Annotated in this window: 14 protein-coding genes; 3 read left to right on the forward strand and 11 right to left on the reverse strand. The window is 44.7% G+C overall.

The genetic code is table 11. The features are described 5' to 3' along the window. Window positions 1-155 precede the first annotated feature (155 nt). The 4 genes from FM107_RS02645 to FM107_RS02660 all read right to left on the reverse strand — a co-directional run bounded on the left by FM107_RS02645 (window position 156) and on the right by FM107_RS02660 (window position 2,484). Window positions 156-1,055 carry a 1,4-dihydroxy-6-naphthoate synthase gene (locus FM107_RS02645; protein WP_086946958.1) on the reverse strand — a complete coding sequence of 300 codons (900 nt, stop codon included), beginning with the start codon at window positions 1,053-1,055 and terminating at the stop codon, window positions 156-158. 53 nt (window positions 1,056-1,108) lie between these two features. After that, on the reverse strand, window positions 1,109-1,375 hold the full coding sequence (locus FM107_RS02650) for a hypothetical protein (protein ID WP_086946959.1): 267 nt from the start codon (window positions 1,373-1,375) through the stop codon (window positions 1,109-1,111). Then, window positions 1,365-2,150 (reverse strand): 5'/3'-nucleotidase SurE, encoded by a 786-nt coding sequence (gene surE / locus FM107_RS02655; protein WP_086946960.1) that lies wholly within the window; start codon window positions 2,148-2,150, stop codon window positions 1,365-1,367. The genes FM107_RS02650 and surE overlap by 11 nt, the downstream gene beginning before the upstream one ends. A gap of 145 nt (window positions 2,151-2,295) precedes the next feature. Then, a complete protein-coding gene (locus FM107_RS02660; RefSeq protein ID WP_086946961.1) occupies window positions 2,296-2,484 on the reverse strand; it encodes a CsbD family protein in 189 nt (62 codons plus the stop codon). Window positions 2,485-2,666: 182 nt separating this feature from the next. On the opposite strand from FM107_RS02660, the gene kduI reads away from it, so the two are divergent. After that, on the forward strand, window positions 2,667-3,515 hold the full coding sequence (kduI, locus tag FM107_RS02665; RefSeq protein ID WP_086946962.1) for a 5-dehydro-4-deoxy-D-glucuronate isomerase: 849 nt from the start codon (window positions 2,667-2,669) through the stop codon (window positions 3,513-3,515). A 68-nt stretch (window positions 3,516-3,583) separates the two neighbouring features. Continuing rightward, window positions 3,584-4,354, forward strand: a complete 771-nt coding sequence (locus FM107_RS02670; RefSeq protein ID WP_086946963.1) for an SDR family oxidoreductase — start codon at window positions 3,584-3,586, stop codon at window positions 4,352-4,354. A 77-nt stretch (window positions 4,355-4,431) separates the two neighbouring features. Here the strand turns inward: FM107_RS02670 and FM107_RS02675 are convergent, their stop codons facing one another. From FM107_RS02675 to dnaN, 7 genes are all read right to left on the reverse strand, one after another. Continuing rightward, window positions 4,432-6,906 carry a phosphocholine-specific phospholipase C gene (locus FM107_RS02675; RefSeq protein WP_086946964.1) on the reverse strand — a complete coding sequence of 825 codons (2,475 nt, stop codon included), beginning with the start codon at window positions 6,904-6,906 and terminating at the stop codon, window positions 4,432-4,434. Window positions 6,907-7,046: 140 nt separating this feature from the next. Continuing rightward, the gene (nadD, locus tag FM107_RS02680) at window positions 7,047-7,625 is read right to left on the reverse strand and encodes a nicotinate (nicotinamide) nucleotide adenylyltransferase (protein WP_086946965.1); all 579 of its coding nucleotides are present in this window, start codon (window positions 7,623-7,625) and stop codon (window positions 7,047-7,049) included. A 5-nt stretch (window positions 7,626-7,630) separates the two neighbouring features. Then, the gene (gene gmk / locus FM107_RS02685) at window positions 7,631-8,200 is read right to left on the reverse strand and encodes a guanylate kinase (protein WP_086946966.1); all 570 of its coding nucleotides are present in this window, start codon (window positions 8,198-8,200) and stop codon (window positions 7,631-7,633) included. A gap of 2 nt (window positions 8,201-8,202) precedes the next feature. Continuing rightward, window positions 8,203-9,078, reverse strand: a complete 876-nt coding sequence (locus tag FM107_RS02690) for a YicC/YloC family endoribonuclease (protein WP_086946967.1) — start codon at window positions 9,076-9,078, stop codon at window positions 8,203-8,205. A gap of 485 nt (window positions 9,079-9,563) precedes the next feature. Then, on the reverse strand, window positions 9,564-10,148 hold the full coding sequence (locus FM107_RS02695; RefSeq protein ID WP_086947197.1) for a CAP domain-containing protein: 585 nt from the start codon (window positions 10,146-10,148) through the stop codon (window positions 9,564-9,566). Between the two features lie 128 nt (window positions 10,149-10,276). Continuing rightward, window positions 10,277-10,927: a DedA family protein gene (locus FM107_RS02700; RefSeq protein ID WP_086946968.1), complete on the reverse strand. Its 651-nt coding sequence runs from the start codon at window positions 10,925-10,927 to the stop codon at window positions 10,277-10,279. A 10-nt stretch (window positions 10,928-10,937) separates the two neighbouring features. Next, window positions 10,938-12,059 carry a DNA polymerase III subunit beta gene (gene dnaN, locus FM107_RS02705; RefSeq protein ID WP_086946969.1) on the reverse strand — a complete coding sequence of 374 codons (1,122 nt, stop codon included), beginning with the start codon at window positions 12,057-12,059 and terminating at the stop codon, window positions 10,938-10,940. Between the two features lie 115 nt (window positions 12,060-12,174). Between dnaN and FM107_RS02710 the strand changes: the two genes are divergently transcribed. Next, complete coding sequence (locus tag FM107_RS02710) at window positions 12,175-13,320, forward strand: DNA polymerase III subunit delta' (RefSeq protein WP_086946970.1); 1,146 nt, start codon at window positions 12,175-12,177, stop codon at window positions 13,318-13,320.

Below are 13,320 nucleotides of genomic sequence, written 5' to 3' on the forward strand. Positions count from 1 at the left end.
TCAGAAATACCGACAAATTGGCACTAACCGGGCAAATTTAATTATTTGATGTGATAACGAGCAGTCTTGTGAGTTATTTTTTCAAAAACTTTACGTGGCGATTTCGCGCCCGATAGCACGCGGTTTTTCAGCCTCCTTTCACCAAAAAAGAACCATTATTGATCCTGAACCGCATCCTTACCAACCGTCAGAAATAGATCCTTGCGTATGCTTGGGATAATCTTTAGAGAAACCGCTTTATCAAACATCGTTTGGATGGCTGCCCTTCCCTGCTCGCCAAGCTCGATCGAGTACTTATTGACATAAAGTGAAATATGCTTATACATCACCTCTTCGTCCATTTCTTGCGCGTGTGAACGGATATACTCAAGGCCCGATTTTGGGTTTTCAAATCCGTATTCAACACTCTGCCGTATAAGGCTATTGATCTGGTTTTTTAATGGTTCGGGGAGGCTTCGCTTCACCACAATACCTCCCAAGGGAATCGGGCTGTTGGTTGTTTTTTCCCAGAAGTCCCCCAGGTCTATAACCTGATGCAGCCCCTTGTCTTGATAGGTAAAGCGGTTCTCGTGAATGATAAGCCCTAGGTCGATATGCTCCTCAATCAGCGCGTTTTCGATTTCCGAAAATAGGACCTCTTGCTTCTGTCCTAGCTCTGGAGCCGCTAGTCCCAAGAGGAAATTTGCGGTGGTATACTTCCCTGGGATACCGATTTTTAACGCTTTATCGCCTTGCAGAGGTAGCTCTCCCCGCTCGATAACACCCCTTAAGCGCTCGGCGAGCTGTGGGTCTTTGGTAATCAGCAGCGGTCCTACGCCAAAACCAAGTGCACTACCCGCATCGAGAAGTTCATAGTCCTCAGCGGCATAGGCGAAAGCGTGGTAGCTCAATTTTGTGATATCCAGTTCCCCTTGGAATGCCTTATGGTTCAAGCGCTCCACATCTTCATATTCTACCTGGAAATCAAGACCTTGCGTATCAATTTTATGATGAATCAACGCATCAAATATAAAGGTATCATTGGGGCATGGAGAAAATCCTATTTTTAATTTCATTTGTATCTTTTTTATTCAACTAACCCCGGCAAAGCGGATCACCCGGGGCCGAATTACATATCCATTTTATACATGTAGAGAAAAACGAGCATTGCAATAAATGTGATCACCAGAATACCTTTGGCGATTTTATCTCGCGAATACTGCTTGGCATAAAAAACACGAACCAAAAGCAAGTTCGCCCCGGCCGCCAGCGCATAAAGAAACAACGGCTGCCTCGGGAAAAGGTTCCCTCCAACCAAGCTATATTCCGTCAGACCCAAAGCAATAAGAGGCGCACATAAGCCTAACAGCAATCCAAGGAAAAAATTATTTCTCATCGACATTGAAATTCCAGCTGTTTAACTCGGTAATGGTGTGATGCGCAGTCATATCAAACTGCGTGGGGACAATAGATACATACCCATTCTCAATAGCGAACGTGTCGGTATCTTCTCCTTTATCCAAGAGTTTGAATTTCCCGGTCATCCAAAAATAAGGACGTTTATACGGATCCTCCCGCTCTTCAAATTCTTCAAACCACTTTGCTGTGGCCTGTCGGCACACTTTTATTCCTTTAATTTCCTTGGATCGGTTGGGGAAATTAACGTTTAACAGGGTCGCCTTTTGTAACCCATTAGCGAGCACCTGCTCTGCGACCGCACGAACATAGGGACGGCAGTGCGTAAAATCCGCTTCATGACTGAAGTCATCAAGCGAAAACCCGATCGACGGAATTCCCTCAATTGCACCTTCCACGGCCGCCGACATTGTGCCTGAATAAAGAACGTTTATCGAATAATTAAGCCCATGATTTATCCCCGAAACACATAGGTCCGGCTTCTGTCCCTTGAAAATCTTATGCACCGCGAGCTTCACGCAATCGACCGGTGTGCCAGAGCATTGGTACATCTGTACGCCCTGGTACAGATCGACCTTATCTAAGCGTAGCGGTTTACCAATCGTTATGGCATGCCCCATTCCCGACTGCGGACTGTCAGGCGCAACAACGACCACTTCACCGATTTTCTGCATTTCTTCTAAAAGCACCTTTATTCCCGGCGCAGTTATACCATCGTCATTCACAACGAGGATGGTCGGTCTTTTATTTGCCATATTGCGAATTTAGCAAAAAAGTAGATGAAAAGTGCACGTCCAACAAGCCCCGACGTGATGAGAAATCGCTTTTCCGCCTGACACATAGATCAAAAAAGGCGCTAGATTACTTCCAGCGCCTTTCCTTTCTAACAAAAAAGAGTCTTTAGCCTAAGCCATTCAACCAAGTAACAACTTCTTCCCTGGTCTTTCCTAATTTTTGCTGTAATCTACCTAATAACTCATCATCCTTACCTTCTTCATATTTCAATTCGTCATCGGTAAAGCCTGCATACTCTTGCTTCACTTTACCTTTGAGCTCATTCCATTTTCCTTTTAAATCTAATTTATCCATTTTAATCTTTTTTAGTTTCTACTTATACAACAAACCTGTCTGAATTTTGTTTGATAAACCGCTAAAAACTGAGTTTAAAGGCCCGTTAACCTTCCGGTAACGATTTCGACGATTACGCTACCGTATGCCAATAATAAGCCCTAACTTAGACTTATTATCAATCTTTGTTATTTTTTAATATTATGAGCCATACAATTTTCGAAAGCCGTTATGCAATCGGCCCTAGGGAAACAAAATCGCTAGATACAAAAGGACTTCGTGAAAACTTCTTGATTGAAACAGTTTTTGAGCAAGATAAAATTCATCTTACCTATACACATTACGACCGCTATATTGCCGGCGGCGCTATGCCTGTCGCTGGCCGTCTTCAACTTGAAACGATCGATGAGCTACTAAAAGAACCTTATTTCCTCTCGCGCCGGGAAATCGGCATTATTAACGTTGGCGGTGATGGAACGGTCGAAGTAGATGGAACAAAGTACGAGATCGCCCACAAAGAAGCCCTTTACATCGGAAAAGGCGCCAAAGAAGTGTATTTTAGCAGTAACGATTCCGCAAATCCGGCTAAATATTACCTGAACTCTACGCCGGCGCACCAGAGTTTCCCGACCAAACGCGTCACTAAAAATGAAGCGAATAAGATTGAGCTAGGAAGCCTGGAGACGGCGAACCACCGCACGATAAATCAAATGTTACTCAACACCGTCATCCAAACCTGCCAGCTACAAATGGGGATGACAGAACTCATGCCGGGCTCCGTGTGGAACACCATGCCCGCACACACGCACGACAGGCGCATGGAAGTGTACTTCTATTTCGATGTTCCTCAAGAGCAGTCGGTATCCCATTTTATGGGTCCTATCGATGAAACACGTCACATATGGATGCAGAATGAACAGGCCGTAATTTCTCCGCCTTGGTCTATTCACGCAGGCGCTGGAACAAGTAACTATACCTTCATTTGGGGTATGGCGGGCGAGAACCTAGACTATAACGACATGGATAAATGTCCGATTACCGAACTTAAATAAGTTCTAAAAAGGAGTACCGTCTTACCTCTCCGAAGGTGATAATTAATATAATAGCATTAAAATACAATATGTCTGTACTAAATACATTCGACCTTTCCGGTAAAATAGCCCTAGTTACCGGCTGCAAACGCGGGATCGGAAAAGCATTAGCCGAAGCACTAGCCGAAGCGGGCGCCGATATTATAGGTGTGTCTGCAAGTCTTGAGCTCGAAAACTCTAAGGTGTCCCAGTCCATCGAGGCTATCGGACGTAAGTTTTACGCCTACCAGTGTGACTTTTCAAACCGAGAATCATTATACGCCTTTATTAAACAGGTAAAAAGTGACCATCCGGTTATCGATATCCTATTTAATAACGCAGGTAACATTCTTCGTAAACCAGCAGCGGAACATTCGGATGAATATTGGGATACCATCATTGAAATTAATCAAAACGCACAGTTTATCTTAACACGCGAGATTGGAAAAGAAATGCTTTCACGTGGAACAGGTAAGGTGATCTTCACCGCATCCCTACTCACGTTCCAAGGAGGAATAAACGTTCCTGGATATGCCGCTTCTAAAGGTGCAATTGGCTCTTTAACAAAAGCCTTCGCAAATGAATGGGCGAGTAAAGGAGTTAATGTCAATGCGATCGCACCGGGATATATTGCAACGGACAACACCGAAGCTTTACGCGAAGACTCGGACCGGTCTGCTTCCATCCTATCGCGTATTCCGGCAGCACGCTGGGGCGAACCGGAAGACTTTAAGGGGCCTGCAGTCTTTCTAGCCTCCAAAGCATCAGACTACGTTCATGGCACAATTCTCACCGTTGACGGAGGATGGATGGGGCGCTAATTAAAAGCATCCGAAACATAAATGAAAAACGCCAAGGAATCAACTTTGGCGTTTTTCATTAGCGCGATAGCGGGCTTCTAGAGCACCCCACCCATTAATGGATCGCTTTGACTAGCAGCACCGTTTTCGATATGTCCGGCATGCCTTTGATAAAAAGTAGGATCCTGATCACTAAAAATCTCGATATCATACCAACCAAAAGAATCATTAAATGACACACGCTGCTTATCCAGGCTGCCTTGCAACTCATAGCTTTCTTTAGCCGTTTTGTAAAAAAGTGGCCGCACTTTGAAAGAGCCCTTTACCTCTCTCCCGGCAGTAATTAGCAGCTCCCTTTTGCCTAGATCGCCAACTTGCGCCACCTCGACCCCGCCGAGTGCCACCGCCGCGCGGCTCCCTTTAAACGAGCGGAAAAAGCCGTTAGGCCCGTAGACCTCCAAATGAAAATCGCCAGAGGTAAACGCCTCGGTTGGCCACAAGTACTCCAGCGGCTCGTCTTGGCGGACTGCAAAATTCCAAGACCGACCAACCTCTCGCTCTGGACCATATGGCGAGCGGCTGATAACTATAAACGGAACGCCAATGGCTTTGGTTCCCTGTCCCTTGGCGTTAAGTTTAAAAACCAGCGCAACATTATCTCCCTGCATACTTAGGTTAACCTCCAGCCCGTAGGGCACCGCGCAGGCGGGCTTGGTCCCCTTTTCTTGCAGGCCAAGACCATACTGCTTGCTGTCAGAAGATTTAATTTTTTCAAGCTCCTCGGCCCCGATTAAAAGGTGGTTACCGGGGATGTCTTTGTTTCTACTGGAATTTATCCGCTTAACATAGCTGTTTCGGTCTACAGCCTCCAGCGCTGGTGCCCGCTGTTCACTCGCAGGACGAAATACGGATGTTAAATTGCCACAAACCAACCGCCGCCAGTCACTCAGGTTATCTTCGATAATTTTCTTACCGGTTTTGTGCTCCAGAAAATGTTCTAAAAACTGTAGCGGCGAGGTTAAATCGAACACCTCGGAATTGACCCACCCGCCCTTGCTCCATGGGGAAGCTATAACGAGTGGCACACGGTAACCTAGACCAATTGGGCTGTCGAGAGCGGCTTGCTTATCCCCGGTGCGTAACTTCTCCTGCTCGGCAGTAACATATTCATCCTGGGTATCAATGCCGCTTGCCACCTTACCGCTTTCTGGTCGGCTTGTGAGCGGTGGAACAAACGGGGAAATATGGTCATAATACCCATCGTTTTCATCGTAATTAATAATAAAGATTGTCTTCTTCCACACATCGGGATTCTTCGTTAGGATATCCAAAGCCTCCGACACATACCATGCGCCATACCACGGGTAACCGGGGTGATCGGAAAAAGAACCCGGAGCGACCAACCAAGAGACCGTCGGTAAATTTCCCTCGTTTACATCTGCGCGGAACTGATGAAAGATATCTCCCTTAGGAACCCGCGTGGGCCGATCGCTCCCGGGCTCGTCCGTTAATATAGTCTCTAAATCATGGTAGCCCACATCTCCAGTATTCGTTAGCAGCCCGCGTCGATGTACCTCCTGCCGCTGCTCGGAGAGCTTATCGAAATTCTCTTGAGAAAACTGCGCATGCTCAGTCTTTAGGTCATCCAGCTCCCGGGTCAACTCTTCACGCTCACCTCGGCTTAAATCGTTCCCGGCGAGCAGTACCGACAGTTCCGCAATACGTTTCTCGCGGTAGCTTCTGCGGGCGGGGTGAAAACGGACACCGTAAACAGCGTGAAATTCAAGGTTATTATTTGTGAAGTTTCCCAGCCAATCGTCGTGCTCGCCATCATACCCTACGGGAATACTTAGCTCATTTTGATATACCTTCCAAGGGATGCCGGCCTCTTGTAGCCGCTCGGGGTAGGTCTTCCAACCTACATTTTTGTAAACGAGCTGCCCATTATCCACGTGCGCAGATGAATTGCCGTCGCGCGGCCGCTCACGGACGGTACCCGACCAGAAATAAGATCTATTTGGGCTCGTCCCGGTTAGCGAAGAACAAAAGTGTTGGTCACACACGGTAAAAGCATCGCCCAAAGCGTAGTAAAAAGGAATATCTTCACGCGCATAATAACCCATCGTTAGCGGCAAATGTGCGTAATCCTTATTTCCAGGTCTTTTCGCATCCAACCAACGGTCCATTTTCCCATTATTACGCGCTTCCACCATATCTTTCCAGCTATGTGGTAGCGAGCCCATCCAGGTGGCCCTCGAATTCTCTATATCCAGCCGATACGGACCATAACTATTTCCCGCCGCATCCTTTTGAAACCATACCGGAAGACCGCTAGTAAGTTGCATCGCTCGCGGATCGTTGTACCCACGTACACCTTTCATCGTCCCAAAGCAGTGGTCAAAAGAACGGTTCTCCTGCATCAAAAATACGACATGCTCGGCGTCCAAGTAAGTGCTTCCCGCAGGTGCATTAATGGCCATAGCACGTTGTAAGGATTCAGGTAAAAAGTTTATCAGGGCTGTAGCCCCCCCTAGAAGGGAAGCTTTCTTAATGAAGTCTCTGCGTGTTTCCATGGTTTCTTCGCTCAATAGGTTGATCCGGCAGAAGCAAACTGCCAATATCCGATTAAATTACGCAGAAAATTACAAGCAAAGAAAAAATCTTTTTTGTGGTTACCTCGCAACCTGAAGCCGCATGGGTTCGCACTTATTAATTAGTCGCGATATAGCCCTTTTTTATCGATGAATTCAAGCACCTTATCAGGGGTATAAAAACGAAGCGCCTTTCCTGCTTTAATCGCTTTACGTAAAAAAGTCGAAGACAGCTCCATCATCGGTGTCTGAGTGAGGGTGACAGAAGGGTGACTGGCAAGCTCCGGGCTCTGGTATCCCGGCCGAGGGTAGACAATAATTTGGTAATCACGAAGGATAATATCCGCATTTTTCCATTTTTTCAATCCTTGCAAATTATCTTCCCCCATGATAAGCGTAAATTCCTTGGACGGGTATTTTTCTTGCAAGTGCTGCAGTGTATCGATCGTATAGGAGGGCTGTGGCAGTCCAAACTCGATATCCGACGCCCGAAGTCTTTCTTCGCCCTCAATAGCTAGATTAACCATCTCTAAACGATCATACATGTTTCCAAGCGTCTTTTTTTCTTTGAACGGATTTTGAGGCGAAACGACAAACCACACTTCATCCAACTCGGTATAGTTAACTATGTAGTTAGCAATGATTAAATGTCCGAGGTGAATCGGATTAAAAGACCCGAAGAAAAGACCAATTCTAGCCATAGCTGTTATTTATTCAAAAAATCCAATACGAGCGTCTCTGCCTCGGCACACGCAGTCTCTAATTCATAGTTGTTTAGAACAACATCGAATTTACCAGCGTAGCTCAGTTCATGTTCTGCCTTCGCAAAACGTTCAAGTAGCTTTTCGTGTGAATCGGTACCACGACCACGTAATCTTTCTTTTAGCACCTCGAGCGAGGGCGGGTTAACGAAGATCGCCAGTGCCTGTTCCGGAAACTTAGACTTTAGCCGCAAACCACCAATCACATCTATATCAAAGATAACAGATTTGCCTTCGGCCCATAAACGTTCGACCTCTTGACGCAGCGTACCGTAATAGGTGCCCGCATAAACCTCCTCAAATTCGATAAACTCTTGCTTGGCAACCCGGTGCAGAAAGTCTGCCGAGCTTATAAAATAATAATCTTTACCGTGTTGCTCCTCCCCGCGTGGTTGGCGGGTGCTGGCAGAAATAGAAAAAGCTATTTTGTCGCCGTGTTTAGCAAGTAAATTTTTAACGATAGTTGTCTTACCTGCCCCCGATGGCGCAGAAAATATAATTAATTTACCACTCATTCTTATAAAACGTTAAGCAATTGCTCCTTTACTTTTTCCAGCTCCTCTTTCATGCGCACGACGATCTGTTGGATATTCGCGTCGTTCGCTTTAGAGCCCAGCGTATTGATCTCTCGACCCATCTCTTGGGATATGAATCCTAATTTTTTTCCGCTGGAATCCTTTCCGTTGAGCGCTGTTATAAAATAGTTACAGTGGGACCGAAGACGAACCTTCTCTTCGGTTATATCGAGTTTATCAATGTAAAATATAATCTCCTGTTCGAAACGGTTCATATCCACTTTTTCCTTACCCACTGTTTCCTCTAGGTAATGTCCAATGCGTTCACGAATTAATGGGATACGGTTGCCTTCGACAGCCTCCACTTCTGTTAAATACGATAAAATCAAATTAACACGCGTCTCCAAATCTCCCTTGAGCGTATTGCCCTCATCTAGGCGAAACTGCGTGAAATGATCTACAGCACGGTAGAAGGCTTCCATCAACACTTTCCCTTCGGCCTCATCAATGGCTTCTTCCTTCGAGGATACCACTTCCGGCATATTTAAGGCCATTTCGAAAAAGTTTCCACCTTGCTCGCCAAGCTCCTGGGATATATCTTTAAGTTGTTTATAGTATTGGCCCAAAAGTTTCGCATTGATTGTCGATGCTTTCGCCGTTTGATCAACATATTCAACCGATACAGTCATGTTTACCTTGCCGCGCTCAATCAATTTAGAGCTTTCTGTGCGTAGCGTAAACTCTTTTTCAGAAACTGCTTTTGGTAAACGAAGGTTAAGTTCTAGAAATTTCGAATTTAGGGACTTCAATTCTACTGTATATTTAACAGCGCCATTATCCTGCGTGCCAATACCATACCCTGTCATTGATTTTATCATACGCAAAGGTATGAAATAGATAAATATTAAATATATAAAAGTATTCGTTTAAATTTAAACCACTATTTGCATCATGAAACTTAGTCAATACGCAAAAGAAATTGAGGCAATATATAGACCCGCATGTAACATGTTTCATAGGTGCGATATACAAAACGCATACACGCTTCCGCGGTGCACGATAATAGTTCCCGGTTCTATTTCTGGTGTAAAAACTGAAAATGTTGTCTATTGCCCTAGTGTGTCCTGGTAGAAGAAGTAAGCAAAGATTAAAGGTTGCTAGCATATAGTCATTACCTTGAATAACTTGTGGCCGCTTTGGTTAGATGACGAAAAGCTTAAAATTAGTAGATAGAAACTGGGCTTGCCAAGGGAGAGGAGAGGTTCATCAAAGAGATTTAAATGCAGCAAAAAAATGGAGAGCGTACGAGTTAATTCTTCCTATAATCAATTGCAGCGCGACTGTAAAGCTAATTTGTTAGCAGCTATTTCCAGTCGTGCTTGGCGATAAGCACGCATAGATAAGTTTTATAACGAGAACCGGAAGACACGCGGACAAATCCTATACCAATATCGTTGAGCGAACCGTTCCAGCTATCCATACCCAGCACATGCTTACGGTGCATATATCCGGGCGATCCTGCCCCACGAATAAAGGCCTTGATCCCATCAACGGCAGACTGCTGGTTAGCGGCGATAGACTCAAAGTTATTCGCAGAACGCTTTTTCAACCAATCTGGATTCAGCGTGTAACCCGCCTGCTGAATAAAATGGTTCGGGCCGATCCCCTCAGGTGTGGTATGCTCGAAATAATCGCGCCGTGCCATATCTTTGGCCCTGTTTTCGGCAGCACGCGCCAACTTTTTGTTCCATCGGAGAGGACGCTTAGAAACCGCATTAACATCAAACCGAACGCCCAAATCACGCATTACCTTGACGGGGTTAGCACGCGCGGAGTTAAGGTAAGCGAAAGCCCGTTGCGCTTCGCGCTTTTGAATTGATATTTTTTTCTCTGGAGCAAAACTGCTAGTAACAATTAGCACGCACAGGCAGGTGATGAGTATACGCATAAGATCATTCATTTCTCTAGCAATAGACTCTGTGCGGCAGGCAGCGTTTAATCGCCCGGTAAACTTTCGGATACCAAAAAGCCCCCAGCAGGATTCTGCTGAGGGCGTAAATTTCTTTTTCGATCGTATTATGCCGTTTTCTTGCTGAATTTCTCCCGGAGCACCTCAATAATTGGCGGTAATAACGACAAGCCTATAATCACAAAAACGACAATCGTAAAATTATCCTTAATGACCGGCAGACCGCCAAAGAAATATCCAATGAACAAAAATCCGGTCACCCACGCTACCGCTCCGATCACATTGTAAGAAGCAAATTTACGATATGACATCGATCCCACGCCCGCTACAAAGGGAGCAAACGTGCGCACGATAGGAACAAAACGTGCATAAATAATCGTCTTGCCGCCGTACTTGTCATAAAAGCGTTCGGTCTTTTCTAGGTACTCTCTTTTTAGCAGCTTATACTTACCGCTAAAAGCTTTTGGACCGATATATTGACCAACATGATAGTTAACCCAGTCGCCTACAAAAGCGGCCACGAGAAGAAGCCCCCATAGTACAAAAATATTAAGTTCGGTTTCGGGCTTAGCCAGGATTGCTCCAGCAGCAAACAATAGTGAATCTCCCGGTAAAAATGGCGTCACCACAAGACCCGTTTCAGCAAATATGATGAGAAACAGAATAAGGTAAGTCCATGTTTGGTAATCGTTAACAATATCGACAAGGTGCTTGTCGATATGCATAATGAAGTCTACGAGTGAATAGATTAATTCCAAAGTCTTAAGCTTAAACGTTATTTAACATCACCGGCATAACCAGCATAAGGATGTCTTCATTATCTTCTTTCACCGCCGGTAGAAGCAGTCCGGCACGATTAGCAGTACTCATTTCAATTACCACTTCACTAGAGGAGAGGTTCGACAACATCTCCACAAGAAACTTTGCATTAAAGCCAATCTCCATATCATCGCCCTCAAGCTGGCAGCTTAAGCGCTCGTGTGCTTCGTTGGAAAAATCCAAATCTTCAGCAGAAATATTCAGTTCACTGCCCGAAATCTTCAACCGCACTTGGTGCGTAGTTTTATTCGCGAAGATAACCACTCGGCGCAGGGTATTTAAAAATAGCAATCTATCGACCGTTAACTTGTTCGGATTCACCTGCGGAATAACCGCCTCATAATCTGGGTACCTCTCGTCAATCAAACGACAAATCAACAGAATATTTGCGAACTCGAAGAACGCGTTTGTGTTGTTATAGTTTACCGAAACGACCGTGCCGTCCGAAGGAAGGGACGATTTTAATAATGAAAGTGCTTTTTTAGGGAGAATGATGCTAAGCGGCTTTTCCGTACCCACGTCCGTGCGGCGGTAGCGCACAAGCTTGTGTGCATCAGTAGCAACAAACGTAATGGACTGTTCTGAAAGCTCCACGAGCACACCCGACATCGCTGGACGAAGCTCATCATTACTAACAGCAAAAATCGTTTTATTGATCGCTTCCGCTAACACGCCGGATTCAAGCTTCACCGTCGAAACGTTTTCAATGTTCGGAATCTTCGGGAAGTCGTCCGCATTCTCTCCACTTAACCTATATTTACCATCACCGGCGCTAATTTCAATCGCTAGTGTCGTCGTATCCACCGAAAACGCTACGGGCTGATCCGGAAGTGTCTTTAGTGTCTCAATTAAGATTTTCGAAGGCATCGCAACTCGGCCTTCCTCTTTGGCTTCAATCTGTAGCGAAGTAACCATGCTCGTTTGAAGATCCGTTGCCGAGATCGTCAACAAATTATCTTTAATTTCGAACAGGAAATTTTCCAAAATTGGTAATACAGTACTGCTGCTTGAAGCGCCGTTTATCGCTTGTAATTGCTTTAATAAAATTGAAGTGGATACAATAAATCTCATTTCCTAAATTTTATAGATTTTATACGCAATGTTACGGATAAAAATCAACATTTTTAAACTCTTGAAGCCTTAATTCTTATCGCAATTTAATTAATTACTACATTTGTATACGATTATGCAGTTTAAGAATATTATTGGTCACCAGCAAGTAAAAACGCATTTGATAAACACGGTGAAAGAAAACCGGGTTAGTCATGCCCAGCTGTTTCTAGGTCCGCAAGGATCGGGAAACTTAGCGCTGGCAGTGGCCTACGCGCAATATATAAATTGTGAAAATAAGTTAGAAAATGATAGCTGTGGGCAGTGTAGCTCCTGCAACAAATACCAGAAGCTCATTCACCCCGATTTACATTTTTCGTATCCCTTTTTTGCAAGCAAGGAGACCCCCGTTGCAAGCTCCTATTTGGAGCAGTGGCGAAAATGTTTTATTGCGAATCCTTATCTAAGTTTAGATCATTGGCGTGAACATCTCGATGGGGGAAATAAACAAGCCAATATCAATATAGCCGAGGCGCACGATATCATAAAGAAATTGAGCCTTAAAGCTTTCGAGGCCGACTACAAAGTACTTATATTATGGCTTCCCGAATATCTAGATATACAAGGGAATGCCCTGCTTAAACTGATTGAAGAACCGCCGGAGAAAACATTGTTTCTACTAGTCTCGGAGAATCAGGACCGCATACTCAACACGATTATCTCTCGTACGCAGCTTGTAAAGATCGGAAAACTCCCACACAACGAGGTGCTTACGTTCCTCACCGAACAAAAAGGGATTCCCGCCCCCCGGGCGACAGAAATAGCCTTTATCGCGGACGGAAATGTACAAGCAGCATTAAATTTAATAGAGCACGATGAAAACCCCTTTTTCAATCTGTTAATCGGGTGGTTACGTTTCATTGTTACGGACTCCGGTCTCAACATCATCCAATTTTGTGATGCAGACTTTCCTAAACTAGGAAGAGAAAACCAGAAAAATTTCTTACTTTATGCCATCAACATGTTTCGTCAGATTATTTTGATGCAGCAGGGTCTAGAGCAATTAGTACTTTTACAGGGAGAGGAACAGGAATTCGTACGTAAATTCAGCGAAAACTACACCTTAGCGCAACTTAGGGAAGCTACCAATTTACTCGAACAGACCCATTATAAAGTAGAACGCAATGCGAACCCTAAAATATTATTTTTAGACGTATCTTTGCAATTAGTTTTAATATTTAAATATCAAACGTTCCCACAAGGGACTCAATATATAAAGTAA

Origin of the sequence: Sphingobacterium sp. JB170 (assembly GCF_900163865.1) — a bacterium.
Taxonomy (GTDB): domain Bacteria; phylum Bacteroidota; class Bacteroidia; order Sphingobacteriales; family Sphingobacteriaceae; genus Sphingobacterium.

What these genes read in the sequence shown, in the direction of transcription:
- FM107_RS02645 (WP_086946958.1), bottom strand. Translation starts at nt 1,055, where the DNA reads ATGAAATTAAAAATAGGATTTTCTCCATGCCCCAATGATACCTTTATA.
- FM107_RS02650 (WP_086946959.1), bottom strand. Translation starts at nt 1,375, where the DNA reads ATGAGAAATAATTTTTTCCTTGGATTGCTGTTAGGCTTATGTGCGCCT.
- surE (WP_086946960.1), bottom strand. Translation starts at nt 2,150, where the DNA reads ATGGCAAATAAAAGACCGACCATCCTCGTTGTGAATGACGATGGTATA.
- FM107_RS02660 (WP_086946961.1), bottom strand. Translation starts at nt 2,484, where the DNA reads ATGGATAAATTAGATTTAAAAGGAAAATGGAATGAGCTCAAAGGTAAA.
- kduI (WP_086946962.1), top strand. Translation starts at nt 2,667, where the DNA reads ATGAGCCATACAATTTTCGAAAGCCGTTATGCAATCGGCCCTAGGGAA.
- FM107_RS02670 (WP_086946963.1), top strand. Translation starts at nt 3,584, where the DNA reads ATGTCTGTACTAAATACATTCGACCTTTCCGGTAAAATAGCCCTAGTT.
- FM107_RS02675 (WP_086946964.1), bottom strand. Translation starts at nt 6,906, where the DNA reads ATGGAAACACGCAGAGACTTCATTAAGAAAGCTTCCCTTCTAGGGGGG.
- nadD (WP_086946965.1), bottom strand. Translation starts at nt 7,625, where the DNA reads ATGGCTAGAATTGGTCTTTTCTTCGGGTCTTTTAATCCGATTCACCTC.
- gmk (WP_086946966.1), bottom strand. Translation starts at nt 8,200, where the DNA reads ATGAGTGGTAAATTAATTATATTTTCTGCGCCATCGGGGGCAGGTAAG.
- FM107_RS02690 (WP_086946967.1), bottom strand. Translation starts at nt 9,078, where the DNA reads ATGATAAAATCAATGACAGGGTATGGTATTGGCACGCAGGATAATGGC.
- FM107_RS02695 (WP_086947197.1), bottom strand. Translation starts at nt 10,148, where the DNA reads ATGCGTATACTCATCACCTGCCTGTGCGTGCTAATTGTTACTAGCAGT.
- dnaN (WP_086946969.1), bottom strand. Translation starts at nt 12,059, where the DNA reads ATGAGATTTATTGTATCCACTTCAATTTTATTAAAGCAATTACAAGCG.
- FM107_RS02710 (WP_086946970.1), top strand. Translation starts at nt 12,175, where the DNA reads ATGCAGTTTAAGAATATTATTGGTCACCAGCAAGTAAAAACGCATTTG.